General features: G+C 71.1%; 19 protein-coding genes. 4 read left to right on the forward strand and 15 right to left on the reverse strand.

Annotation, left to right across the window (positions count from 1 at the left end; all coding sequences use genetic code 11):
* Positions 1–228 precede the first annotated feature (228 nt).
* Entirely contained in the window at positions 229–1,749 is a 1,521-nt protein-coding gene (locus ACSP50_RS36230) for an LPXTG cell wall anchor domain-containing protein (protein WP_014694295.1), read from the forward strand.
* Positions 1,750–1,795: 46 nt separating this feature from the next.
* Here the strand turns inward: ACSP50_RS36230 and ACSP50_RS36235 are convergent, their stop codons facing one another.
* Positions 1,796–2,539 (reverse strand): tyrosine-protein phosphatase, encoded by a 744-nt coding sequence (locus ACSP50_RS36235; RefSeq protein ID WP_043512865.1) that lies wholly within the window; start codon positions 2,537–2,539, stop codon positions 1,796–1,798.
* 193 nt (positions 2,540–2,732) lie between these two features.
* Here ACSP50_RS36235 and cimA point away from each other — a divergent pair, with 193 nt between their 5' ends.
* The gene (gene cimA, locus ACSP50_RS36240) at positions 2,733–4,307 is read left to right on the forward strand and encodes a citramalate synthase (protein ID WP_014694297.1); all 1,575 of its coding nucleotides are present in this window, start codon (positions 2,733–2,735) and stop codon (positions 4,305–4,307) included.
* Here cimA and thrS read toward each other — a convergent pair.
* From thrS to ACSP50_RS36265, 5 genes are all read right to left on the reverse strand, one after another.
* On the reverse strand, positions 4,286–5,494 hold the full coding sequence (gene thrS / locus ACSP50_RS36245; RefSeq protein WP_014694298.1) for a threonine--tRNA ligase: 1,209 nt from the start codon (positions 5,492–5,494) through the stop codon (positions 4,286–4,288). The genes cimA and thrS overlap by 22 nt on opposite strands.
* 145 nt (positions 5,495–5,639) lie before the next feature.
* On the reverse strand, positions 5,640–6,176 hold the full coding sequence (locus ACSP50_RS36250) for a GNAT family N-acetyltransferase (protein ID WP_014694299.1): 537 nt from the start codon (positions 6,174–6,176) through the stop codon (positions 5,640–5,642).
* A complete protein-coding gene (locus ACSP50_RS36255; RefSeq protein ID WP_014694300.1) occupies positions 6,173–7,162 on the reverse strand; it encodes an endonuclease/exonuclease/phosphatase family protein in 990 nt (329 codons plus the stop codon). The genes ACSP50_RS36250 and ACSP50_RS36255 overlap by 4 nt, the downstream gene beginning before the upstream one ends.
* A 67-nt stretch (positions 7,163–7,229) precedes the next feature.
* Positions 7,230–8,570, reverse strand: coding sequence for a pitrilysin family protein (locus ACSP50_RS36260; RefSeq protein ID WP_014694301.1), 1,341 nt, complete (start codon positions 8,568–8,570; stop codon positions 7,230–7,232).
* Positions 8,567–9,898 (reverse strand): pitrilysin family protein, encoded by a 1,332-nt coding sequence (locus ACSP50_RS36265; protein ID WP_052311985.1) that lies wholly within the window; start codon positions 9,896–9,898, stop codon positions 8,567–8,569. Before ACSP50_RS36265 ends, ACSP50_RS36260 begins: the two co-directional genes overlap by 4 nt.
* 191 nt (positions 9,899–10,089) lie before the next feature.
* Here ACSP50_RS36265 and arfB point away from each other — a divergent pair, with 191 nt between their 5' ends.
* A complete protein-coding gene (arfB, locus tag ACSP50_RS36270; RefSeq protein WP_014694303.1) occupies positions 10,090–10,512 on the forward strand; it encodes an alternative ribosome rescue aminoacyl-tRNA hydrolase ArfB in 423 nt (140 codons plus the stop codon).
* Positions 10,513–10,707: 195 nt separating this feature from the next.
* On the opposite strand, the gene ACSP50_RS36275 is transcribed toward arfB, so the two are convergent.
* The 4 genes from ACSP50_RS36275 to ACSP50_RS36290 all read right to left on the reverse strand — a co-directional run bounded on the left by ACSP50_RS36275 (position 10,708) and on the right by ACSP50_RS36290 (position 14,480).
* A complete protein-coding gene (locus tag ACSP50_RS36275; RefSeq protein ID WP_052311812.1) occupies positions 10,708–11,067 on the reverse strand; it encodes a hypothetical protein in 360 nt (119 codons plus the stop codon).
* A gap of 13 nt (positions 11,068–11,080) precedes the next feature.
* The gene (locus ACSP50_RS36280) at positions 11,081–11,965 is read right to left on the reverse strand and encodes a hypothetical protein (protein WP_014694305.1); all 885 of its coding nucleotides are present in this window, start codon (positions 11,963–11,965) and stop codon (positions 11,081–11,083) included.
* 223 nt (positions 11,966–12,188) lie between these two features.
* The gene (locus tag ACSP50_RS36285; protein ID WP_014694306.1) at positions 12,189–13,286 is read right to left on the reverse strand and encodes a branched-chain amino acid aminotransferase; all 1,098 of its coding nucleotides are present in this window, start codon (positions 13,284–13,286) and stop codon (positions 12,189–12,191) included.
* A gap of 162 nt (positions 13,287–13,448) precedes the next feature.
* Positions 13,449–14,480: a 3-isopropylmalate dehydrogenase gene (locus ACSP50_RS36290; RefSeq protein ID WP_014694307.1), complete on the reverse strand. Its 1,032-nt coding sequence runs from the start codon at positions 14,478–14,480 to the stop codon at positions 13,449–13,451.
* 400 nt (positions 14,481–14,880) lie between these two features.
* Here ACSP50_RS36290 and ACSP50_RS36295 point away from each other — a divergent pair, with 400 nt between their 5' ends.
* Positions 14,881–15,222 (forward strand): hypothetical protein, encoded by a 342-nt coding sequence (locus ACSP50_RS36295; RefSeq protein ID WP_014694308.1) that lies wholly within the window; start codon positions 14,881–14,883, stop codon positions 15,220–15,222.
* A gap of 66 nt (positions 15,223–15,288) precedes the next feature.
* Here the strand turns inward: ACSP50_RS36295 and serA are convergent, their stop codons facing one another.
* From serA to ACSP50_RS36320, 5 genes are all read right to left on the reverse strand, one after another.
* A complete protein-coding gene (gene serA, locus ACSP50_RS36300) occupies positions 15,289–16,863 on the reverse strand; it encodes a phosphoglycerate dehydrogenase (RefSeq protein WP_014694309.1) in 1,575 nt (524 codons plus the stop codon).
* 286 nt (positions 16,864–17,149) lie between these two features.
* Positions 17,150–18,163, reverse strand: a complete 1,014-nt coding sequence (ilvC, locus tag ACSP50_RS36305; RefSeq protein ID WP_014694310.1) for a ketol-acid reductoisomerase — start codon at positions 18,161–18,163, stop codon at positions 17,150–17,152.
* 28 nt (positions 18,164–18,191) lie between these two features.
* A complete protein-coding gene (ilvN, locus tag ACSP50_RS36310; protein WP_014694311.1) occupies positions 18,192–18,710 on the reverse strand; it encodes an acetolactate synthase small subunit in 519 nt (172 codons plus the stop codon).
* Complete coding sequence (locus ACSP50_RS36315; RefSeq protein WP_014694312.1) at positions 18,710–20,539, reverse strand: acetolactate synthase large subunit; 1,830 nt, start codon at positions 20,537–20,539, stop codon at positions 18,710–18,712. The genes ilvN and ACSP50_RS36315 overlap by 1 nt, the downstream gene beginning before the upstream one ends.
* Before the next feature lie 139 nt (positions 20,540–20,678).
* A complete protein-coding gene (locus tag ACSP50_RS36320; protein ID WP_014694313.1) occupies positions 20,679–23,066 on the reverse strand; it encodes a bifunctional diguanylate cyclase/phosphodiesterase in 2,388 nt (795 codons plus the stop codon).
* Positions 23,067–23,137 lie beyond the last annotated feature (71 nt).

A 23,137-nucleotide genomic window follows, 5' to 3' on the forward strand; every position in this document is an offset into this window, starting at 1 on the left:
CTCCCCTCGTCTCGCGCGTCTGTATCAGCGATTGCAGACCCATCTGGCGGCGGCTCGGGCGGATGGGCGCGCCCCGGTCGACCATCTCGACGCCTGACCGCCGTGCGGCGGGTTGCGGTTCGGCTACGGAACCAGGCGATCCCCTGCATCGGGCGTGTCGGCAGGTCAGGGGTTTCCCTATGCTGCGGGCTCGCGATCTTCGGACCGTTCCACGGGAGGAACTCTCCAATGCACCGCCCCTCCGCCCGGCGCCTGCTCGCCGGACTGGCCACGGCCACGGCCGTCGCCCTCACCACGGCGACACCGGCCTTCGCCGCCACGCCCAAAATCAACGTCACCCTGGACGATGTCGCCATCGGCGCCGGGTATGCGATCAAGGTGTCCCCGGTGCTGCGGGCCGACCGCGAGGTCGAGCTCACCGGCGCGGTGATGACGTACCAGCTCACCGGCACTCCGGCCGGGGTCACCCTGGCCAACCCGGACGAGTTCGGAGACTGCGCGAGTCAGACGCCGACCACCTTGGTCTGCAAGCAGCCGTTCGGTATCAGCATCGGCCCGTACGGTGTGATGGGTTACCTGGAAGGCGCGCTGAAGGCCTCGCGCACCACGCCGATCGGCTCGACCGGGAAGCTGACCGCGACCTTCGCCGCTGACGGTGTGGCCCCGATCAAGTCGACCGCGAACGTCGTCGTCGCCGAGGGCGTCGACCTGGTCGCCGGCAAGCCGGACAAGCACAAGGTCAAGGTCGGCGAGACCTTCACCGGCACCGTGACGGTGACGAACAAGAGCGACAAGACGGTCCACGGCGTCGGCCTGAGCGGTTACGCGGACTACGCCTATGAGCCGACCGCGCAGTTCTCCAACTGCTCCTACCACGAGATCCGGATGAACTGCCGGTTCGATCAGGACCTCGAGCCGGGCGCCACCTACGCCCTGGAGTTCCCGTTCCGCGTGCGCACGGACACCGCGGCGCCCAGCGGCGGCGCGGCCGAGTACAAATGGCTGCCGGTCGGTGACTACGACGCGCAGACTAAGGCCCTGAAGACCACGGCCGGCACCGGCGGCATGCTGAAGCTGACGAAGGTCGCCGCCGCCACCTCGCGGGCCCGCCAGACCGACACGAACCCGGACGACAACTGGTCGCTGATCGACGTCGATGTGACCGGTCAGCAGAGCACCGACATCGCGGCCATCGGCGACAAGGTCTCGGGCGCGGCCGGCACCGTGGTCAACGCCACGGTCGGGGTGCGCAACAACGGCCCGGCGACGCGGGACACCAACCACGCCGGCGACGCGGCGAGCGTGCTGCGCGTCACGATCCCGGCCGGTGCCAAGGTCACCACCGTGCCGGACGGCTGTGCGGTCGCCACGGACTGGCTCCAGAGCGACAAGAAGGCGGTGCAGTACGTCTGCTCCACCGGCTACCTGTTCCGGGTCGGCGAGACCGTCAGCTGGACATTCGGTCTGAAGATCGACAAGGTCGTGCCGGGCGCGTCCGGGGCGGTCGAGGCCAACCCGGCGTGTGAGTGCGACATCTTCTCGAAGGACACCGACAAGTCGAACGACAAGGCGCTGCTGGTGCTCAACCCGGCCGGCGGTACCGGTGGCACCGGTGGCTCGGACGGGCCCGGCCTGCCGATCACCGGCCCGCAGGGCGCCGCGATCGCCGGGGCCGGCGGTCTGCTGGTGGCCGCGGGCGCGGTCAGCTTCCTCATCGCCCGCCGCCGGCGTACCCGCTTCCAGGCCTGATCCGGTGCCGGGATCGCCCGCCGGCCGGCGGGCGATCCCGGCGTCCTCAGCCCTCCAGCAGATGCCGCCGCATCGCGTCGATCTCGGAGCTGGTGAGCCCGATCTCCCGGACGTAGTCCTCGACCGTGCCGTGCAGCGCCCGCAGGTCGTCCAGGAACAGCCGCATCGCGGCCGGCGGCGAGTCGAACATGTGCTCGTTGCCCTCGACCGCTTCCGGGTCGGCGCGCAGCAGATACTCGGTGAGCGGCCGCATCGCCTCGGTGGTCAGCCCGTAGTCGGTGGCGATGTCGGAGTCGGAGACGCCCAGCAGGGACAGGGTGAGCGCGCAGATCGTGCCGGTCCGGTCCTTGCCGGCCATGCAGTGCACCACGACCGGAGCGGCCGCCGGGTCGGCGATCAGCCGCAGCGCGTCGAGGATCGCCTCCCGGCCGTCCTCGGCGAAGTTGAGGTAACGGTCGGCCAGCCAGCGCTCGCGCACCGTCCCGTCGGGGTGCTCGACCTCCTCCCAGTCGACGTGCTTGAGCACCAGGTTGCGGTAGTCGGTCCCGTAGCGTTCGTGCACCCGGCCGAACTTCTCCACCTCGTGCGGACGGCGCAGGTCGATCACGGTGCGGATGCCCAGGGCGGTGAAGGCGGCCGCGTCGGCGTCCCCGATGCGGTGCAGCGAGTCGGCCCGGAAAAGGCGTCGCCACCGCACGGTGCGGCCGTCGAGGCCGGCGTATCCGCCGACGTCGCGGAAGTTGTAGGTGGCGGAGAACCCGAGATTTCGCGAGTAAGATTCGGCAACCACGGTGACAAAACTAGTCTCGATAAGTGGAACGGCGCCTCCCCTGAGCCCGGATAGTGGCATGCTTCATCTCGTGACCCACCTCGTGCTGATTATTCGCACCTAGCGCGCCGGCCTCCTTCCGCCGACGCGCAGACCTCCCGCATCCGCGGGGGGTCTTTTTGTTGTGTGGGTGCCGACTGAAAGGACCTCCCCGATGGACTACCAGGTGTTCGACACGACGCTGCGCGACGGTGGGCAGCGCGAGGGAATCAGCTACACGGTCGCCGACAAACTCGCGGTCGCACGCCTGCTGGACGACTTCGGTGTCGGTTTCATCGAGGGCGGCTGGCCGGGCGCGATGCCCAAGGACACCGAGTTCTTCGCCCGCGCCAGGACCGAGCTGAACCTCCGGCACGCGGTGCTGGTCGCGTTCGGCGCCACCCGCAAGGCCGGCGTGGACGTGGCGGCCGACCCGCAGGTGCGGGCGCTGCTGGAGGCCGACACCCCGGTGGTCTGCGTGGTGGCCAAGTCGGACATCCGGCACGTGGAGCGGGCGCTGCGCACCACGGCGGAGGAGAACCTGGCGATGGTCCGGGACACGGTCCGGCACCTGGTCGCCAACGGCCGCCGGGCGTTCCTCGACTGTGAGCACTTCTTCGACGGCTTCCGTTTCGACCCGGAGTACACCGCGAGCGTGGTGCGGACCGCGATCGACGCCGGCGCCGAACGCGTGATCATGTGCGACACCAACGGCGGCATGCTCCCCTCGATGATCACCAAGGCGATCACCGAGGTCGTCGAGCGGACCGGGGTGAGCGCCGACCGGCTCGGCATCCACTGCCAGAACGACACCGCCTGCGCGGTCGCGAACACGGTCGCCGCGGTCGAGGCCGGGGTGCGGCACTTCCAGTGCACCGCGAACGGCTACGGCGAGCGCCCCGGCAACGCCGACCTGTTCGCCGTGGTCAGCAACCTGCAACTCAAGCTCGGGCTGAAGGTCCTACCGGACGGATGCCTGGAGAAGGCGACGCGGGTCTCCTCCGCGCTCGCCGAGATCGCCAACATCGCCCCCGACACCCACCAGGCCTATGTCGGGGCCGCGGCGTTCGCCCACAAGGCGGGCCTGCACGCGAGCGCGATCAAAGTGGATCCGCTGCTGTACAACCACGTCGACCCGGCGGTTGTCGGCAACGACATGCGGATCCTGGTGACCGAGATGGCCGGCCGGGCCAGCATCGAGCTCAAGAGTCGCGAGCTCGGCATCGACCTGGCCGGCCATCCGGACACGCTCACCTCGGTCACCCAGAAGGTCAAGGACCTGGAGGCGGCCGGCTGGTCGTTCGAGGCCGCCGACGCCTCGTTCGAGCTGCTGGTGCGCAGCGAGCTGCCGGGCGAGGACGTGACCCGCCCGTTCACCCTGGAGTCGTACCGGGTGCTGGTCGAGCACCGCGAAGACGGCAAGGTGATCTCCGAGGCGACGGTGAAGCTGCGGGTCAAGGGCGAGCGGGTGATCGCCACGGCCGAGGGCAACGGCCCGGTCAACGCGCTGGACGAGGCGCTGCGCACCGCGCTCTCCCACCACCATCCGGCGCTGAGGTCGTTCGAGCTCAACGACTACAAGGTACGGATCCTGGAGGGCAGCCACGGCACCAACGCGATCACCCGGGTGCTGGTCGAGACCGGCGACCACAACCGCGAGTGGACCACCGTCGGCGTGCACGAGAACGTGGTCGAGGCCAGCTGGACCGCCCTGGTCGACGCGCTCACCTACGGACTCGGCAGGAGCTGACCGGGTCGGCGGGCGGCGGCGACCGCACTGATCAGCGCGATCGCCGCCGACCCGGGCATCGGGTCCAGCTGCCGGCCGTCCCGCAGCCGCAGCGAGACCAGGCCGGCCGCGGCTTCCCGGGCGCCGATCACCGCCACGTACGGCACCTTGGCGGCGGCCCGGATCCGGGCGCCGAGCGAGCCCTCCCGGACCTCCACCGCGCGCAGGCCCGCGGCGACCGCGTCGGCGGCGAACGAGGCGGTCCCCGAGGCGCCGACCGGCAGCACGGCCACCTGCACCGGCGCGTACCAGACCGGGAACGCTCCCTGGTGCTCCTCGATCAGCTGACCGAACAGCCGCTCCATCGACCCGGCCAGGCTGCGGTGCACCATCACCGGGCGGGCCCGGGCCCCGGACGCCGACACGTACGACAGGTCGAAGCGTTCCGGCTGGTGGAAGTCGAGCTGGACGGTGGCGATGGTCCACTCCCGGCCGGCCGCGTCGGCCACCTGCACGTCGATCTTCGGGCCGTAGAAGGCCGCTTCGCCGGGGCCTACGACGTACGCCATCCGGTTGTCGGCGAGCGCGCCCCGCAGCAACCGCTCGGAAAGCGCCCACCCGGACTCGGGACCGCCGTATCGCCGGCCCGGCCCGCGCAGTGAGAGGCGCACCGACGCCGGCCGCAGGCCGAGCGCGTCGTGCGCCTCGCGCATCAGCCGCAGCACCCCGCCGACCTCCTCGGCGGCCTGTTCCGGCGCGCAGAGGACGTGCGCGTCGTTGAGCGCGATCGCGCGGACCCGGGACAGGCCGCCGAGCACGCCGGACCGCTCCTGGCGGTACATCTGACCCATCTCGGCGATCCGCAGCGGCAGCTCCCGGTACGACCGCCGGCGGGCCTTGAAGATCAGCGCGTGGTGCGGGCACAGGCTGGGCCGCAGCACCAGCTCGTCGTCGCCGACCGGCATCGGCGGGAACATGTCCGCGGCGAAGTGCGACCAGTGGCCGGACATCTCGTACATCTGCCGTTTGCCCATCGCCGGCGAGTAGACGTGCTGATAGCCGGCGCGACGTTCCAGCTCGCGCAGGTAGGACTCCACCTCGTGGCGGGCGGCGGCGCCGGCCGGCAGCCAGAACGGCAGGCCGGCGCCGATCAGCGGGTCGGAGTCGAACAGGTCCAGCTCACGGCCGAGCTTGCGGTGATCGATCATCACGGGTCTCCTGGGTCGGAGCGACCCGCACGGCACCGTGTCGAAGCCCCGGGCGGATCGCCCGGGGTCGGTGAGTCAGCGCGACTCGACGCCGGGACGTGCCGGCGTAGTCGTGATCACGCTGCTGCTGTGCATGCCCCCGAGACTAGGACTCGGCCTTGCGCTGCTCCAACCAGTTTTCCGCGACGGTCTGGAACAGGTAGTGGTCCTGCCAGTCGCCGGCGATGTTCAGGTAGCGCGGGGCCATCCCGAACCGCTCGAAGCCGTTCTTCGCCAGCACCCGCTGCGACCGCACGTTGTGCAGCAGGGTGGCCGCCTCCACCCGGTGCAGGCCGTACTCGGTGAACGCGAGCCGCAGCACCTCGCCCACCGCGAACGAGGCGACCCCGCGCCCGCCGTGCGCCGGCGCCACCCAGTAGCCCAGGGTGCAGGACTGGAACGGGCCGCGCACCACGGTCTGCAGGTTCACCCGGCCGGCGATCGCGCCGTCGACCAGGATCACGTGCGGCAGGCCGGTCCCGGCGTTCAGCAGATCGTCGAGGATCTTCCACTGGCCGGCGACGGTGAAGAAACTCTCGTCACGGATCGGCTCCCAGGGCGCCAGGTGCTCCCGGCTCGCCTTGATCACCTCGGTCAGCTCGGGCACGTCGGTCAGCGTCACCGGACGGATCGTGACGTTCACGACGCCGCCGGCAGGGTCAGCGTGGCGATCACCGAACGATGATCCGACCTGTCCACCCCGTGCACGGACACCTCACGGACTCCGATCCGCTCGTCGACCAGAACGTGATCGATGATCACCGGGGGGATCATATCGCCGTCGTACGGTCCCCAGGTGCCGATCAGTCCGTCGCCGACGGTGTCCGCGGCATCCCGGTACCCGTGCGAGATCAGGTCCCGCAGCGCGCTGTGGTCCAGCGTCGAGTTGAAATCGCCGAGCAGGATCCGGTTCGGATTGTCGCCGTCGGACCGCGGCTCCTCGCGCAGGTCGACCCGCCAGGCGTGGAAGGTGAGCGGCGCCGACGGCGCCAGCGGGTGCACCGACTCGACGAAGACCGGGGCGGCGCCCGGCGCCTGCAACGTCCCGAACGTCTGCAGGAACCCGCCGTGGTTGCGCTTCTGCCCCGGATCGGCCAGCGGGAACCGCGCGTACAACCCGGAACCGCTGGCACCCGGCTCGGCGGCCAGCGAATGGTAGGGCAGCAGCCGGTCCAGCCCGGCCTCGGTCAGCCGGGCCTGCGCCGCCGGGCTGAACTCCTGCACCGCGAGCACCGCCACGTCGTTGTCCCGGACCAGCTGGGTGATCTCGGTCGTGTCGGCACCGCCGAGCAGCAGGTTCGCGGTCATCACCCGCAGCGTGACGCCGTGCGAGGGGCCCCGGTCCAGGTCGGGCAGGGCGCGCGGCAGGACACACGCGGCCAGCGCGACCGCGATCAGAACGCCGGCCGCGCCGGCCGCCCACCGGCGGAAGAACAGCGCCAGCAGGGCCGGCAACCACGATCCGACTGCCACGTACGGGGTGAACGGCAGCACCTGGATGAGCCGACCGGCCTCCCAGCCGCTGAGCCGGATCACCGTCCAGACCAGACCGGGCGTGAGCAGCAGCCAGAACAGGATCGTCGCTCCGCGCCGTCCGGTCGTGACCGGTGGCGCCTCGGTGATCGTCATGGGGCCGACGCTATCGACCCGTGACCAGCTCCGGGACGTCACCGGCGGGTGACGCCCCGGAGTGGGCTCAGAGTGCCGCTTCGGTCAGGTCGCCGAACTCCGCCAGTTCCGCCCGGATCTTCTCGCCGTCGCCCTCGACCACCAGGGTCAGCCCGTCCACCGCCAGGTGCCGGGCCGCGGCCGCGGACACCTGCTCGACGGTGGCCTCCAGATACTCCCGGCGCAGCGTCTCGAAATAGTCGTCCGGCAGCCCGTGCACCACCAGGGTGGCCAGCGCCCCGGCGATCGCCCCCGGCGTCTGCATCTCCACCGACAGCTGACCGGCCCGCCACGACCGGGCGACCGCCAGCTCCGCCTCGGTCACCCCGTCCACCTGGGTGCGCCGGATCTCGCCGAGCGTGTCCGCGATCGCCGGCCCGGTCACCGCGGTCTGCACCCCGGCGGCCACCTCGAAACGGCCCGCCCGGCGGGTCATCGCATAGGAGCCGCGGATCCCGTACGTGTAACCCTTCACCTCACGGATCAGGTGATTGAGCCGGGACGTGAACGCCCCACCCAGCACCGTGGCCATCAGCGTCATCGGCACGTAGTCCGGGGTGGCCCGCTCCGGCGCCCGGTGACCGACCCGCAGCGTCGACTGCACCGAGCCCGGCCGGTCCACCAGGATCACGTGCGGCTTCGCCGGAACCACCAGGCCCAGCGGCGCCTCCACGGCCAGGGCCTGCCCGGACGTGCCGGCGAACGCGGCCTCGGCCAGCTCGGTCAGGTCCAGCCCGTCCAGGTCACCGGCGACCAGCAGCACCCCCGGCCGCAGCATCCACTCGCGGTGGAAGGCGAGCACGTCGTCGACGGTCACCGCGGCCACCGAGGCCGGATCACCGTGCAACGGCCGGCTGTACCGCCCCTCGCCGGCGAACAGGTCGCCGCGCAACGCGGCGTCCGCCCGCGGGCCCGGCTGCGCCCAGTCCATCCGCAGCGCGGTCACCTCGTCGTCGCGGACCCGGGCCACATCCGCCGGATCCAGCTTCGGCGTGCGGGCGGCCTCGGCGGCCAGCCGGACCGCGCCGGTCAGCTGCGGGGCCGGCGCCGACACGCCGACCCGGAAGGTGTCCCAGTCGACCGACGGGGACAGCTCGGCGCCCAACCCCTCCAGAGCCAGCGCGTACGCCGCGGAATCGCGCTTGCTCGTGCCCTCCTCCAGCGACTTGGCGAGCACCGTCGCGGTGCCCTCCCGGCCCGCCGGCTCGCGGGCGGCGCTGGCGTCCAGCAGCAGGATCGCGGTGGCCAGCATCTGACCCGGCAGGTGCGCGGCGATCACCGTGCCGCCGTGCGCGGTCACCCGGCGGACCGACGGGAACGCGTACGGGCGGGCCGTGCCCGGCTCGGGGCGTGTCGTGACGAGACTCATGCTGCCTCCTCCGCCTTCTCCGGCAGGTAGGTGAGGGTGACCCGGGACTCCTTCTGCAGCGTGCGGGCGGCCGCCTCGGTGACATCGTCGGCGGTCACCGCCAGCCACGCCGGCAGGCGGTACCCGGCGGTCGCCGGATCACCGAACTGCGTCGCATACCGCCCCAGCGTGTCGGCCCGGCCGCCGACCGTGGACACCTGCCGCCACCAGCCGGTGGTCAGCAGCGCCTTGGCCCGGTTCAGCTCCTCCTCGGTGACCGGCTCGTCGACCAGGCTGCGCAGCACCTCGTCCAGGCCCGCCTCCAACTCGTCGACGCTCACCCCGTCCTTCGCGGTCGCGGTCACGATCAGCGGAGCCGGCGCGTGCGCCAGATCGACCCCGTACGACCCGATGTAATCCGGCTGCGCGATCCGCTTGCCGTCGGCCAGCCGCTGGTAGAGCCGGCTGCCCCGGCCACTGCCCAGCACCGTGGCCAGCACGGTGATCGCGTCATAGCCGGCGGTGCCGAACGGATACGTCCGGTGCGACAGGTAGATCCGCGGCGCCGGAACAGCCGCGGTCACCGTCTCCCGCACCGGCTCGGTCGCCGGCCCGGCCAGATGCCCGTTCGGCGCCGGCGGAATCCCCGGCACCGGCTCGATCCCGCCGAAATACTTCTCGGCCAGCGCGAACACCTCGGCCGGCGGGGCATCCCCGGCGACCGTCAGCACCGCATTGTTCGGCGCGTAATACTGCGCGTGGAACGCCTGGAAGGTTTCCAGGGCGGCCGCGTTCAGATCCTCCATCGAGCCGATCGTGGCATGGTGATACGGGTGCCCCGGCGGGTAGAGCAGCGGCAGCAGACGCAGCCAGGCGTCCCCGTACGGCACGTTGTCATACCGCTGGCGGCGCTCGTTCTTCACCACCTCGCGCTGGTTGTCCAGCGTCTCCTGGGTGAGTGCCGGAACCAGGCCGCCCATCCGGTCGGCCTCCAGCCAGAGCGCCAGCTCCAGATGCTCCGACGGCATGCTCTCGAAGTAGTTCGTCCGGTCCGGGTTCGTCGTCGCGTTCAGCGAACCGCCGTTGCCCTGCACGAGCCGCATGTGCTCGGTCTTCTTCACATGCTGCGAGCCCTCGAACATCAGATGCTCGAAGAGGTGCGCGAAACCGGTCTGACCGGGCGGTTCGTGCCGCGAGCCGACGTCATACCAGAGATTGACGCAGACGACCGGGGCGGTCCGGTCCTCGCTGACGACGACCCGGAGGCCGTTCGCCAGCCGCGTGGTTTCGATAGGCCACGGATACCCGGTCGTGGCGACCGGTGCGGATGGTGACGTCACCCGACCCATCATGCCGTGTATCGCTCGGTTCCGTCCCTCCTGCGCCCCGCATCCGCCGTCCCGGCGGCCCCGCCCGGTGTCCGCCGCGTTCGTCTCGGCGACCCCGCCCGGTGTCCGTGGATAACCCCGTGGCGGGATCGAGCGGACGGGTGCCAGACTTGCCGCGTACTCGATCACCGGCATTCTGCGAAAGGGACGTCATGGCCGACGTGCTGATCCGGCCCGGCCTGGCCATCCCCGAGGCCGAGCTCTCGTGGCGTTTCTCCCGCTCCAGCGGGCCCGGCGGGCAGGGCGTCAACACCACCGACTCCCGGGTGGAGCTGTCCTGGAACCTGCTCGCCTCCGGGCTGCTCTCGCCCGCCTTGAAGGAGCGGGCCGTCGAACGCCTGGGCAGCCGCCTGGTCGACGGGGTGCTGACGATCACCGCCTCCGAGCACCGCTCCCAACTCCGCAACCGGGAGGCCGCCGAGGCCCGCCTGGCCATGCGGGTGGGCGAGGCGATCGCGGCCCCGCCCCGCCAGCGGCGCGCCACCAAACCGACGCGCGGCTCGGTCGAACGCCGCATCGGCGAGAAGAAACGCCGAGCCCAGATCAAACGCAACCGCCGCGGCGACGAGGACTGAAGTTCCCAACGCGACCCGCTGAGAACCGCGCCGCCACGCGGTGGTCAGGCAACGAGGTGGCTGACGGCGGCACGCCGATATGCGCAGGCCGCAGCCAGTTGCGTCTGGCGGCGGCTGCAAAGGCGCCGGCGGCGGCCACAGCCTCGCTTTGGCGCTCGGCAAGCCCGAGCCATCCGGCGGGTGAGCCCGGAACGTCTACGGTTCGGGTTCGTCTAGGGAGTCCAGCGAGTCCAGGTCGTCCAGCTGCTCGACAGTGCTGGCCTGCCTGATCAGCCGGCCGAGCAGGGCCTCGTCGGTGCAGGCCATCAACCTCTCGCGGAACGACTCCGGCGTCTCAATCCCGCGCACATCGAGGACGGTCAGAATGGACTCGGCCTTGCCCTGTGCCCGGGTCTTTGCCCGGGCTTGTGCCCGGCCATTGATCCAGCCCTCAGCGAAGTGGCAGCGGGCGAAGTCGCTGCGGTAGTGGTGACTCGCGGCGATCATGGCAAGCTCAGCCTCGCTCTGCGCGCCATGGCTCGGACGTCCGGTGGACGGCGGGATCTGCGGATGCACGTCAGGAGCCGGATCAGTCAACGGGGTCCAGGTCTCCCAGCTGCTCGGCAGTGGCCGCCTGCTGGATCAGCCGGGCAAGCAGGGCCTCGTCGGTGCAGGCCATCAACTTGGCGCGGAACGACTCCGGCGTCTCGATGCCGCGTGCATGGAGGACAGCCAGGACGGATTTGGCTTCACCCCGGGCTTCACCCCGGGCCTCACCCGCGGCGAAGTAGCGGCGGGCGAAGTCGCTCTGGTAAGGGTTATCCGTAGTGATCATGTAATCCTCCAGGAGCTTCCGAGCCGCCTGCGGCATGACCGCGAGCATGAGGTCAGTGTATAGAGCGGCGCGGCTCGGTTCGATGGTGTCGAGTCCGGTGAATGTGGCGTTGAGCAGCGCGGTCCGCTCGGAGTCGGTGATGTGGGCGAGGTGGGCGAGGGTGGACATGACTGCCAGCTCGGGACTGGAACGAGCCTCGTCGGGATCGGTGACGACGGGTATCTGTTCGGGGCCGAGCGCGATCGGGGCCACCGTCGAGCCGGGCGGGCCGACGGCGATCGCCGTTGCCGCCCAGGTGGCGATCTTGGGGTGTGGGCAGACGACCAGCAGCGCGACCGGGCAGCCGACCCGGGCGTAGAGGGTGCCCACGTAGGCCGGCCAGGACAAGCGCTTGCGCTGGTCGACGCGGAGCTGCACCTCGATGATGACGGCGAGCACCGCGACGCCCGCCCGGCTCAGGGTGACGACGGCGTCGGCTCGGTATTCGGTGGGCGCGACGTCGGCGAGCTCGGCGGAGGCCAGGAGCGCCTCGTCGAATTCCGGCACGGGGATCCGCAACGTCCGGTCGAGCACATCCGCCGCGAGCGCCGGCCGGCCCCGGAACATCTCGATGAGGGTCTCGTGCGTTTGGCTGGGCATGACATTGACGCTAGACAGCTTGACGCATAAAGGCTAGTCGCACGACAGGGGTTAACGGCTGTCACTACTGGCGTCGGCGGCAGACGAAAAGGTCGATCACAGCCGGTGGAGTCGGTGGCTGATCACGCGGAGAGAAGAAAGCGGTCGGCCCACGCGCCAGAAGACGCGTGGGCCGACCGTCATAAGAAGCGGTGGGTACGGATCGATAACCCGGTGGATGACGTCAGAAGACGCGGTGGACCCAGCCGAAGGTGTCCTCGGCGCGGCCGCGCTGGATGTCGACCAACTCCTTGCGGAGACCCATGGTGATCTCGCCGGGGCCGCCGTCGGCGATGGTGAAGTCGCCGTCCAGGCTGCGGATGGTGCCGATCGGGGTGATCACCGCCGCCGTACCGCAGGCGAAGGCCTCGCGGACGCGGCCGGAGGCGGCGCCGTCGCGCCACTCCTGGAGGCTGATCGCCCGCTCCTCGACGCGGCGGCCGGCGCGCTCGGCCAGTCTGATCACCGAGTCGCGGGTGATGCCGGGCAGGATCGTGCCGGTCAGCGGCGGGGTGACCAGGGTGCCGTCGTCGAGGACCAGGAAGACGTTCATGCCGCCGAGCTCGTCGATGTACTTCCGTTCGACCGCGTCCAGGTAGACGACCTGGTCGCAGCCGTGCTCGATGGCCTCGGCCTGGGCGGACAGGCCGGCTGCGTAGTTGCCGCCGCACTTGGCCGCGCCGGTGCCGCCGGGAGCCGCCCGGGTGTAGTCCGGGGTGACCCAGACCGAGACCGGCTTGACGCCACCGGAGAAATACGGTCCGACCGGGGAGGCGATCACCAGGAAGAGGTACTCCTGGGCCGGGCGGACGCCGAGGAAGACCTCACTGGCGTAGGCGAACGGCCGCAGGTAGAGGCTGCCGTCCTCGCCGCCCGGGATCCACTGCCGGTCGATCGAGATGATCTCGTGCAGGGACTTGAGGAACAGGTCCTCGGGCAGGGCCGGCATGGCCATCCGCTCCGCCGACTGGGCGAACCGGGCGGCGTTCGCCTCCGGGCGGAACATGGCGACCCCACCGTCGGGCAGCGTGTACGCCTTCAGGCCCTCGAAGATCTCCTGCGCGTAGTGCAGCACGGCACTGGCCGGATCCATCGGGATCGGCGCCCGGGCCTCGACCCGCGGCTCATACCAGCCTTTGCCGTCGGCATAACGCACGGTGACCATGTGGTCGGTGAAGATCCGTCCGAACCCCGGGTTCGCCAGCAGGGCGGCGCGCTCAGCGTCTCCTACGGGCGCGGGATTCGGACGGATCTCGAAGTCGAGGTTGTCACCACCGCTCATGGCAAGGGGACCTGCTTTCTGCAGAAATAAGCATGCGAGGGGCACCCGGAGTGCGCCCATGAATGTACCCCGAACGGTCGTTAAAACAACGGGCACGGGGTTTACGCCCGGGTAACCCGGGCGTACGGAGGGAATCCGCTCAGACCGCGGCGGCGAGCCGGCTCAGAGCGCGGCGGCGACGCGGTCGCCGACCTCGGCGGTACGCAGCGGCGCGCCCGGCGTGCGGGACGCGACCTCGGCCGCGACCGCCTCGGTTACTCGCCCGGCCTCGGCGTGCCGGCCCAGGTGCTCCAGCAGCAGGGCGGCGGAGAGGATCGCGGCGGCCGGATCGGCGATGCCCTTGCCGGCGATGTCCGGGGCGGAGCCGTGCACCGGCTCGAAGGTCGACGGGTATTTCCGCTCGGGGTTGACCGAGCCGCTGGCCGCCATGCCGATGCCACCGGTGACCGCGGCGGCGATGTCGGTGAGGATGTCGCCGAACAGGTTGTCGGTGACGATCACGTCGTAGCGCTGCGGGTTGCTGACCATGAACATGCTGGCCGCGTCGATGTGCTGGTACTCCGTGGTGATCTCGGGGTACTCCGCGGCGACCGCGGCGAACGTGCGGGACCACAGGTTGCCGGCGTGGGTGAGCACGTTGGTCTTGTGCACCCAGGTGAGGTGGCGGCGTTCGCGGCGCTGGGCGCGCTGGAACGCGTCGCGGATGACCCGCTCGACGCCGTGCCGGGTGTTCAGGCTCTCCTCGGTGGCGATCTCGGCGGGGGTGTCCCGGTGCAGGACGCCGCCGGCGCCGACGTAGAGACCCTCGGTGCCCTCGCGGACCACGACCATGTCGATCTCGCCGGCTTTCACCCCGGCGAGCGGGCTGGTGGTGCCGGGCCAGAGCTTCGACGGGCGGAGGTTCACATACTGGTCGAAGTCGAACCGCAGCTTCAGCAGCAGGCCGCGCTCCAGGACGCCCGGCGGGACGCTCGGGTCGCCGATCGCGCCGAGCAGGATCGCGTCGTGGCCGGCCAGCTCGTCCTCGACGGCCCGCGGGAGGACCTCGCCGGTGCGGTGGTAGAGGCGGGCGCCCAGGTCGTACTCCTGGTAGTCGACTCCGGGGAGGACGGCGTCAATGACCTTGCGCGCCTGCGCGGTCACCTCGGTCCCGATGCCGTCGCCGGCCACGACCGCGATCCGCGCCACGCTCACGTCTGACTCCCCTGTCTCCGGCTGACCTGCCCACGTCCGGTTCAGCAACACACACGGTAACGCTGATTCCCGAACACCGGAACGAGAGTCCCATCTTTTGAACTCTCGACCCGGTCGGCCACCCCGGAAGCGAACAGCCCCCGGACCGCGGCAAACGGTCACGGGGGCTGTGGCGACGATGACGCGTGGCTCGGTCCCGCCAGAAGGTGACCGCGCGGCCCGCGGCGAATCCCGTCACCCGAAGACAGGCCCACCCGAGACGTGCGGCTGGGGACAACGCTAGCGATGCGGACCAAAAACGCGCAAGACGCATCCCCGCGTGTCGGCCCACGGTTTCTGCGCCCGGGGGCTCCGGTGATGGCACCATGCGCCGGTGAGTTTCGACCTAGTGGTGTGGGCGATGGACCCGGCGGCGGCGCCCGAACAGGTGCGCGCCGCCAATGCGCGGTGTGCCGAGGGCGTGCACCCGCAGCGCCCGGCCGACCCCCGCGTCGTCGCCTTCTACGACGCTTTGACCAGCAATTATCCGGATCGTGGGCCGCGCGCGACGGCGCCCGGCACGCCGTGGGCGAGCGCGCCGCTGCACGCCGCCGCGGACCACATCCAGATGCGGCTCGACGAGAACTGCCCGGACCAGGTGCTGGAGACGATCGAGCGGCTGGCCGCCGAGCTCAACCTCGACCTGCTCGACCTGCAGGACGGGACGGTCTACCCGCCGTTGCGCGCCACGCAGGTCCGCTGACGGCGCGCCCGTCAGGGGCGGGGAAACGCCGGCGGACAGCGCCGGCCGGGACCGGCGACGACGCGCTCAGGTGCCCCGCAGGTCCACCGAGACGGCACTGCTCGCGTCCACCGAAGCCGCCACCCGGGCCAGCAGCTCCGGCTCGACCGGGGAGTCGACCAGCAGCACCATCAGCGCCTCCCCGCCGGCCGCCTCCCGAGCCACCTGCATCGCCGCGATGTTCAGCCCGGCCGCGCCCAGGCCGGTGCCGATCCGGCCGACCACGCCGGGCCGGTCCCGGTAGCGGACGAACAGCAGCACCCCGTCGGCCGGCAGGTCCAGCTCGAACCCGTCCACCCCGACCAGCTTCGTGCCGGCCCCGGCCACCGCGATGGTCCGCCCGTCGGCCAGCGCGCCGCGCACCACGATCAGGGCGGCGTGCTCGCCGGCGTCCTCCGACGTCGCCAGCTCCACCGCCACTCCCCGATCGGCGGCCAGCCGCGGCGCGTTCACGTAGGTGACCCGCTCGGCCACCACCGAGGCGAACAGGCCCTTCATGGTGGCCAGCTGCAGCACCTCGACGTCGTGCGTGGCCACCTCGCCGCGCACGTCCACGGTGACCCGGGCGGCCACCCCACCGGCCACCGCGGTGAACACCCGGCCCAGCTTCTCGGCCAGCGGCAGCAGCGGGCGCACGTCCTCGTCGACCGCCCCGCCGGCCCGCACGTTGACCGCCTCCGGGACGAACTCGCCGCGCAGCGCCAGCCGCACGCTCTGCGCCACCGCCAGCCCGGCCTTGTCCTGCGCCTCGGCCGTGGACGCGCCCAGGTGCGGGGTGACCGTCACGCTGTCGAAGCCGAACAGCGGGGAGGTGGTGAGCGGTTCGGTCTCGAAGACGTCCAGGCCGGCGCCGGCCACCCGGCCGTCCGCGATCGCGTCGGCCAGCGCGCGCTCGTCGACCAGGCCGCCGCGGGCCGCGTTCACGATCCGCACGCCGGGCTTGACCGTGGCGAGTTCCTTCTCGCCGATCAGCCCCAGCGTCTCGGGAGTGCGGGGCAGGTGCACCGAGACGAAATCACTCTCCCGGAGGAGCTCCTCCAGGGTGACCAGGCGGACGCCGAGCTGCGCGGCGCGGGCCGGCTGCACATACGGGTCGTAGGCGATCACGGTGGTGCCGAACGCGGCCATCCGCTGGGCCACCAGCACGCCGATCCGGCCCAGACCGACCACGCCGACGGTCTTGCCGAACACCTCCACCCCGGTGAACTTCGCGCGCTGCCACCGACCCGCCTTGAGGGCGGCGCTGGCGGTCGCGGTGTGCCGGGCGGTGCACAGCAGCAGGGCCACCGCCTGCTCCGCCGCCGAGATGATGTTGCTGGTCGGCGCGTTGACCACCATCACCCCGTGAGCGGTCGCGGCGGCGATGTCGACGTTGTCCAGCCCCACGCCGGCGCGCGCCACCACACGCAGATGCGGACCGTGTTCCAGGGCCTCGGCATCGATCCGCGTCGCACTCCGGACGATCACCGCCTCGGCCTCTCGCAGGGCGTCGAGCAGCACCGACCGATCCGTGCCGTCCACCGCACGGACCTCGAAATCCGTGGCGAGAACATCGATTGCGGCCGGGGCCAATTCCTCGGTTACCAGGACAATGGAAGTCACCAAGCCTCCACCCAACTCGCTGGCATAGACGAGATTAGATGGTACGGCGTTTTCCGCGACCCGCCGTGCGCCGTTCGAGCCGCACCGGGTTTTCGGTGACCACCCACGGGCAGTGAAGGGCCGCGGTGATCGTTGTGGACGCGCCAGCGGCCAGATCGCCGTGGCCCGGCCCGCGCGGGAGCATGCGATCTGCACCCCGCTGGACCTGCGTATATGAGGAATTCGACGTTGATTTCGGGCAGGAAAAAGCGCCTGGCCGCAATCGACCAGGCGCCCTTTCGTCCGACTATGCCGTCTCGGTGATCGGCCTGTCCACCCAGCTCATCATGTCGCGGAGCTTCTTGCCGGTGACCTCGATCGGGTGCTGCGCGCCCTGCTCGCGGTACTTCTTGAGCTCCGGGCCGCCCGCCTCGTCGTCGGCGATCAGGTGGCGGGTGAACTCGCCGGACTGGATGTCGGCGAGGATCCGCTTCATCTCCTGCTTGGTCTCCGCGTTGATCACCCGCGGGCCGGAGACGTAGTCGCCGAACTCGGCGGTGTCCGAGACGCTGTAGCGCATCCGGGAGATGCCGCCCTCGTACATCAGGTCGACGATCAGCTTCAGCTCGTGCAGGCACTCGAAGTAGGCGATCTCCGGGGCGTAACCGGCCTCGGTGAGCACCTCGAAACCGGTCTGGACCAGGGCCGCGGTGCCGCCGCAGAGGACGGCCTGCTCGCCGAAGAGGTCGGTCTCGGTCTCCTCCTTGAACGTCGTCTTGATGACGCCGGCGCGGGTGCCGCCGATCGCCTTCGCGTACGACAGGGCGAGCGCCTGGCCGTTGCCGTCCGGGTCCTGCTCGACCGCGATCAGGGCGGGGACGCCCTTGCCGTCGACGTACTGGCGGCGGACCAGGTGGCCGGGGCCCTTCGGGGCGACCATCGCGACGGTGACGTCGGCCGGGGGCTTGATCAGCTCGAAGCGGATGTTCAGGCCGTGGCCGAAGAACAGCGCCTTGCCGGCGGTCAGGTGCGGGGCGATCGACTCGGCGTAGATCTTGCGCTGGGCGGTGTCCGGCGCCAGCACCATGATCACGTCGGCCCAGGCGGACGCCTCGGCCGGAGTCTTCACGGTCAGGCCCTGCTCCTCGGCCTTCGGACGGCTCTTGGAACCCTCCTGCAGGCCGACGACGACCTCGACACCCGAGTCGCGCAGCGACAGCGAGTGGGCGTGGCCCTGGCTGCCGTAGCCGATGACGGCGACCTTCTTGCCCTGGATGATCGACAGGTCGGCGTCGTCGTCGTAGAACACTTCGGCGGTCATGACTTCCTTCTTCTCTGGTCTTGAAAAATCAGGCGGCACGCAGGGCTGGGCCCGTGGTGATGGAGCGGGATCCCCGGCCGATGGCCACGAGGCCCGACTGCACCATCTCCTTGATGCCGTACGGCTCGAGGTCGCGCAGCAACGCATCCAGTTTGTCGGGGTTGCCGGTGGCCTCGATCGTCAGGGTGTCCGGAGCGACGTCGATCACGCGCGCCCGGAACAGCTCGACGGTCTCCAGCACCTGGCCGCGCTGCGCCCGGTCGGCGCGCACCTTGACCAGCAGGAGTTCGCGCTGGACCGACTGCGCCGGGTCCAGCTCCACGATCTTCAGGACGTTCACCAGCTTGTTGAGCTGCTTCGTGACCTGCTCCAGCGGAGACGACTCGGCGTCCACCACGATCGTGATGCGGCTGACGTCCGGGTTCTCCGTCTCGCCGACCGCCAGGGAGTCGATGTTGAAACTGCGTCGGGAGAACAGGCCGCTGACCCGGGCCAGCACACCGGGCTTGTTCTCCACCAGCACGCTCAGCGTGTGCTTGTTGGACATCAGAGGTCGTCCTCTTCGAACGTGGGACGCACGTCCCGGGCGAACATGATCTCGTCGTTGCTGGTGCCGGCCGCCACCATCGGCCAGACCATGGCGTCCTTGCCGACCGTGAAGTCGATGACCACCGGCGCGTCGTTGATCTCCATGGCCTGCTGGATGACCTTGTCGACGTCGTCCTTCGACTCGCAGCGCAGGCCGATGCAGCCGAGCGCCTCGGCCAGCTTCACGAAGTCCGGGATGCGGTGCTTGTGGGTGCCCAGCTCGGTGTTCGAGTAGCGGCCGTCGTAGAACAGGGTCTGCCACTGCCGGACCATGCCCAGGTTGCCGTTGTTGATCACGGCGACCTTGATCGGGATGCCCTCCAGCGCGCAGGTGGCGAGCTCCTGGTTGGTCATCTGGAAGCAGCCGTCGCCGTCGATCGCCCAGACCTGGGTGTCCGGCTGGGCCACCTTGGCGCCCATCGCGGCCGGCACCGCGTAGCCCATGGTGCCGGCGCCGCCCGAGTTGAGCCAGGTGCCCGGCTTCTCGTACCGGATGAACTGAGACGCCCACATCTGGTGCTGGCCGACGCCGGCGCAGTAGATCGCGTCGGGGCCGACCAGCGCGCCGATCCGCTCGATCACGTACTGCGGGGCGAGGGTGCCGTCGGTCGGCTCGTCGTAACCCAGCGGGTACCGCTCGCGGATGTCGTTGAGCGTGGCCCACCAGGCCGGGTACTGCTCGACGCCGCCGGCGGTGGCCGACACCGCGGCGATCAGCTCGTCGATCACGTGCCGGGCGTCGCCGACGATCGGGACGTCGGCGTGCCGGTTCTTGCCGATCTCGGCCGGGTCGATGTCGGCGTGCACCACCTTGGCGTCCGGCGCGAACGAGTCCAGCTTGCCGGTCACCCGGTCGTCGAACCGGGCGCCCAGGGTGACCAGCAGGTCCGCCTTCTGCAGGGCGTAGACCGCAGGCACCGTACCGTGCATGCCGGGCATGCCCAGGTGCTGCGGGTGCGAGTCGGGGAACGCGCCGAGCGCCATCAGCGTGGTGACCACCGGCATGCCGGTCAGCTCGGCCAGCTTGCGCAGCCCGTCGGTGGCGCCGGCCTTGAGCACGCCGCCGCCGACATAGAGCACCGGGCGCTTGGCCTGGGCGATCAGCCGGGCCGCCTCACGGATCTGCTTGCCGTGCGGGTGCAGGGTCGGCCGGTAACCGGGCAGGTCCAGGGTCGGCGGCCAGGTGAACGTGGTCTGCTGCTGCAGCACGTCCTTGGGGATGTCGACCAGGACCGGGCCGGGTCGGCCGGTGGCCGCCAGGTGGAACGCCTCGGCCACGATCCGGGGCAGCTCCTCGGCGGTCTGCACGAGGAAGTTGTGCTTGGTGATCGGCAGCGTGATGCCCTGGATGTCCGCCTCCTGGAAGGCGTCGGTGCCGATCGACGGGCGGGCCACCTGGCCGGTGATCGCGACGATCGGGACCGAGTCCATGTACGCGTCGGCGATCGGGGTGACCAGGTTCGTCGCACCCGGGCCGCTGGTCGCGATGCACACCCCGACCTTGCCGGTGGCCTGCGCGTAACCGGTCGCCGCGTGGCCCGCGCCCTGCTCGTGCCGGACCAGGATGTGCCGGACCTTCGAGTCGAACAGCGGGTCGTAGGCCGGCAGGATCGCCCCGCCCGGAATGCCGAACGCGACCTCGACGCCGAGCGCCTCGAGCGACCGGACGAGCGCGCCGGCGCCCGTGGTCGCTACCGGAGCGGTCGAGGCCGGGGCGGTGTTCACGGCCGCCGCGACGGTGGCCGGCGTGGCTCGGTGGGCGAGGGACTCGGGCGTGGGTCTCGTCATGGCATTAGACCTTTTCGGGTTTGGCGTCCGGTACTGGAGCAACAAAAAAGGTCCTCGTGCGAATGCACGGGACCTAGCGCACCCTCCTCGTGAGGAGTGGTGCGCTTAGAGAAGTACTCGGGACGCGAAGCACATGCGACTAACCTTGCCCCATCTCACGGCCTGAGTCAACTGATCCCACATTTTGATCATCGAGTTGATCGGCGACCCGCGCCGCGAACTCCGGATCGGTCGGCAGCAACGCTCTGAGCTGCCGCATTCCCGGGCCGAGGCGGACCACCTGGCTGCGCGCCGCCGCATTCTTCGGCGGGCCGGAACGCGGCGCCGGCAGTGGCCGCGGACCGCTCGGCCGCATGGTGCGCAGCCGCGACTCGAAGTGCTCGGCCGGCACCCCCCAGCCGAACAGCGAGCCCTGGCCGAGCCGGCAGCCGGCCTCCTCCACCACCTCGCGCTGGGCCGGCGTGCCGATCCCCTCGGCCAGCACCTCCAGCCCCAGCCGGTGCCCCAGCCGGACCACCACGTCGACCAGCGGCGCCGCCGTGCCGGTCCGCGACTCCGGCTCGGCCACCAGCGCGTGGTCGATCTTCAGGATGTCCACCGGCAGGGTGCGCAGCTGGGTGAGCGACGAATAGCCGGCACCGAAGTCGTCCAGCGCGATCCGCACCCCGGTCGCGCGCAGCTCGGCCAGCCGGCGGACCAGCTCCTCCATGTCGGTGGCGACCGCGTGCTCGGTCACCTCCAGCACCAGCCGCTGCGGCGGGACACCCAGGTCGGCCAGGATCTCGGCGACCTGCCCGGCGTAGTCGGCGTTGTGCAGTTCCTTGGGCGACAGGTTCACCGACATCCAGATGTCGTGCCCGGCGGCCAGCCAGTCGGCGAGCTGCCGGCAGGCGTTCTCCAGCACCCAGGCGCCGATCCGGTTGATCAACCCGGACTCCTCGGCCACCGGGATGAACTCGTCCGGGCGGACCGGTCCCAGCTCCGGGTGCGTCCAGCGGAGCAGCGCCTCGGCGCCCACCGGGCGCATCGACGGCAACGCCACCACCGGTTGGAAGACCAGCCGCAGCTGATCGCGGTCGATCGCGTGGCGCAGCTCGCCGGTCAGCGTGCCGCGCCGGCGCAGCAGCTCGTCGTACCCCGCCTGGTACTGCTCGACCCGGTTCTTGCCGCGCTGCTTGGCGTAGCGCAGCGCCAGGTCGGCGTCGTGCAGCAGCTCACCGGTGCTGGCCACGCCGACGCTCGCGGACAGGAAGATCTGACCGCCGTCCACCTCGTAGGGCTCGCCCAGCACGGCCAGCAGCCGGTGCGCGGCCAGCACCGCCTCCTCCGGCTCGGCGCGCATCAGCACCGCGAACTCGTCGCCGCCCAGCCGGGCCGCCACGTCACCGGTCAGCAGGTTGCGCTTGAGCCGGGCGCCGACCTCGGCCAGCACCGCGTCACCGACGTCGTGCCCGCGCAGGTCGTTGACCGTCTTGAAGCCGTCCATGTCGATGCCGATCAGGGCTCTGCACCGGTCGCCCTCCCGGAGCGCCAGCTGCAGGCCGCGCCGGTTCGCCAGGCCGGTCAGCGGATCGGTGTGCGCCAGGTCGCGGAAGTGCTTCTCCCGCTGGCGCAGCTGGACCGTGTAGCGCCGGACGTCGTCCAGGGCCAGGAACTGCCGTGCGACCAGGGCCAGGCCCTCCACGCTGAGGCCGAAATAGCCGTACGCGTCGAGCGTCCCGCCGCGCGTCAGGTGATAGCCGAGCGCGCCGACCACGCCGATCATCGGAACCACCGCGTACGCCCCGCCGCGCTCCAGCACGTCGCCGGTCACCCGCACCGGCCGGTCGGCGGCCCGCACCGCGCCGGCGATCAGGAACAGCCCGGCGCTGAGCAGCAGCACCGAGCTCAGCACCAGCTCGTCACCCCGCCGGCAGACACCGCTGGACACCCCGGCCGAGGCCGCGGCGGTCAGGCTCACCCCGGCGCCCACCCACACGCTGTGCCGCCGCGGCCGGTGCGCGTGCAGGGCCAGCACCCCGGTCAGGCCCAGGCCGGCCACCGCCAGCCCGGCCGGCAGGATCACCGCGACGCACTCGTAGGGCGTGGCGGCGCCCAGCAGGTGGGTCGGGCGGACGATCAGCACCCAGCCGACGAACCAGACCGCGGCCGCGATCACCAGCCCGTCCAGCACGTGCCGCAGCGCGGCGGCCGGGCCGCGGGCCGCGCCGGGCAGCGCCACCGTGCCGGCCAGCAGGGTCAGCGTGCCGCATCCCATGCCGATCGCCATCAGCGTGGCCAGCGTCCGGCTGGCCAGGCCGTGGTGGTGCTCGGTGAGCAGCGCGGTGGCCATCCCGGCCAGGGCGGCCGCGGTGATCAGCGCGCCACCGCCGGCGAGCAGCAGGTGGGCCCGGCGGGCGTCCCCGGTGTGGCGGCGGCCGGAGCGCCCGAGCAGGGCGACCGCCGGGACGGCGGCCAGCAGGCCCGCGAGGCCCGCCAGCTCCATACCGGACGGTGAGTGCACGCTGCCACTCTGCCGGATCTTCATCGATCACGGAAGGGTTCGCGTCCCGCGCTGTGGACGTCGCTGGCCGTCGCGGCCCTGCTCGGTGGCACTAT

Source organism: Actinoplanes sp. SE50/110, from assembly GCF_900119315.1.
In the GTDB taxonomy this organism is placed as follows: Bacteria; Actinomycetota; Actinomycetes; order Mycobacteriales; family Micromonosporaceae; genus Actinoplanes.

Coding starts and splice junctions, on each gene's coding strand:
- ACSP50_RS36230 (WP_014694295.1), top strand. CDS start 229: ATGCACCGCCCCTCCGCCCGGCGCCTGCTCGCCGGACTGGCCACGGCC.
- cimA (WP_014694297.1), top strand. CDS start 2,733: ATGGACTACCAGGTGTTCGACACGACGCTGCGCGACGGTGGGCAGCGC.
- thrS (WP_014694298.1), bottom strand. CDS start 5,494: ATGATCGATCACCGCAAGCTCGGCCGTGAGCTGGACCTGTTCGACTCC.
- ACSP50_RS36255 (WP_014694300.1), bottom strand. CDS start 7,162: ATGACGATCACCGAGGCGCCACCGGTCACGACCGGACGGCGCGGAGCG.
- ACSP50_RS36260 (WP_014694301.1), bottom strand. CDS start 8,570: ATGAGTCTCGTCACGACACGCCCCGAGCCGGGCACGGCCCGCCCGTAC.
- ACSP50_RS36265 (WP_052311985.1), bottom strand. CDS start 9,898: ATGGGTCGGGTGACGTCACCATCCGCACCGGTCGCCACGACCGGGTAT.
- arfB (WP_014694303.1), top strand. CDS start 10,090: ATGGCCGACGTGCTGATCCGGCCCGGCCTGGCCATCCCCGAGGCCGAG.
- ACSP50_RS36280 (WP_014694305.1), bottom strand. CDS start 11,965: ATGCCCAGCCAAACGCACGAGACCCTCATCGAGATGTTCCGGGGCCGG.
- ACSP50_RS36285 (WP_014694306.1), bottom strand. CDS start 13,286: ATGAGCGGTGGTGACAACCTCGACTTCGAGATCCGTCCGAATCCCGCG.
- ACSP50_RS36295 (WP_014694308.1), top strand. CDS start 14,881: ATGGACCCGGCGGCGGCGCCCGAACAGGTGCGCGCCGCCAATGCGCGG.
- ilvC (WP_014694310.1), bottom strand. CDS start 18,163: ATGACCGCCGAAGTGTTCTACGACGACGACGCCGACCTGTCGATCATC.
- ilvN (WP_014694311.1), bottom strand. CDS start 18,710: ATGTCCAACAAGCACACGCTGAGCGTGCTGGTGGAGAACAAGCCCGGT.
- ACSP50_RS36315 (WP_014694312.1), bottom strand. CDS start 20,539: ATGACGAGACCCACGCCCGAGTCCCTCGCCCACCGAGCCACGCCGGCC.
- ACSP50_RS36320 (WP_014694313.1), bottom strand. CDS start 23,066: ATGAAGATCCGGCAGAGTGGCAGCGTGCACTCACCGTCCGGTATGGAG.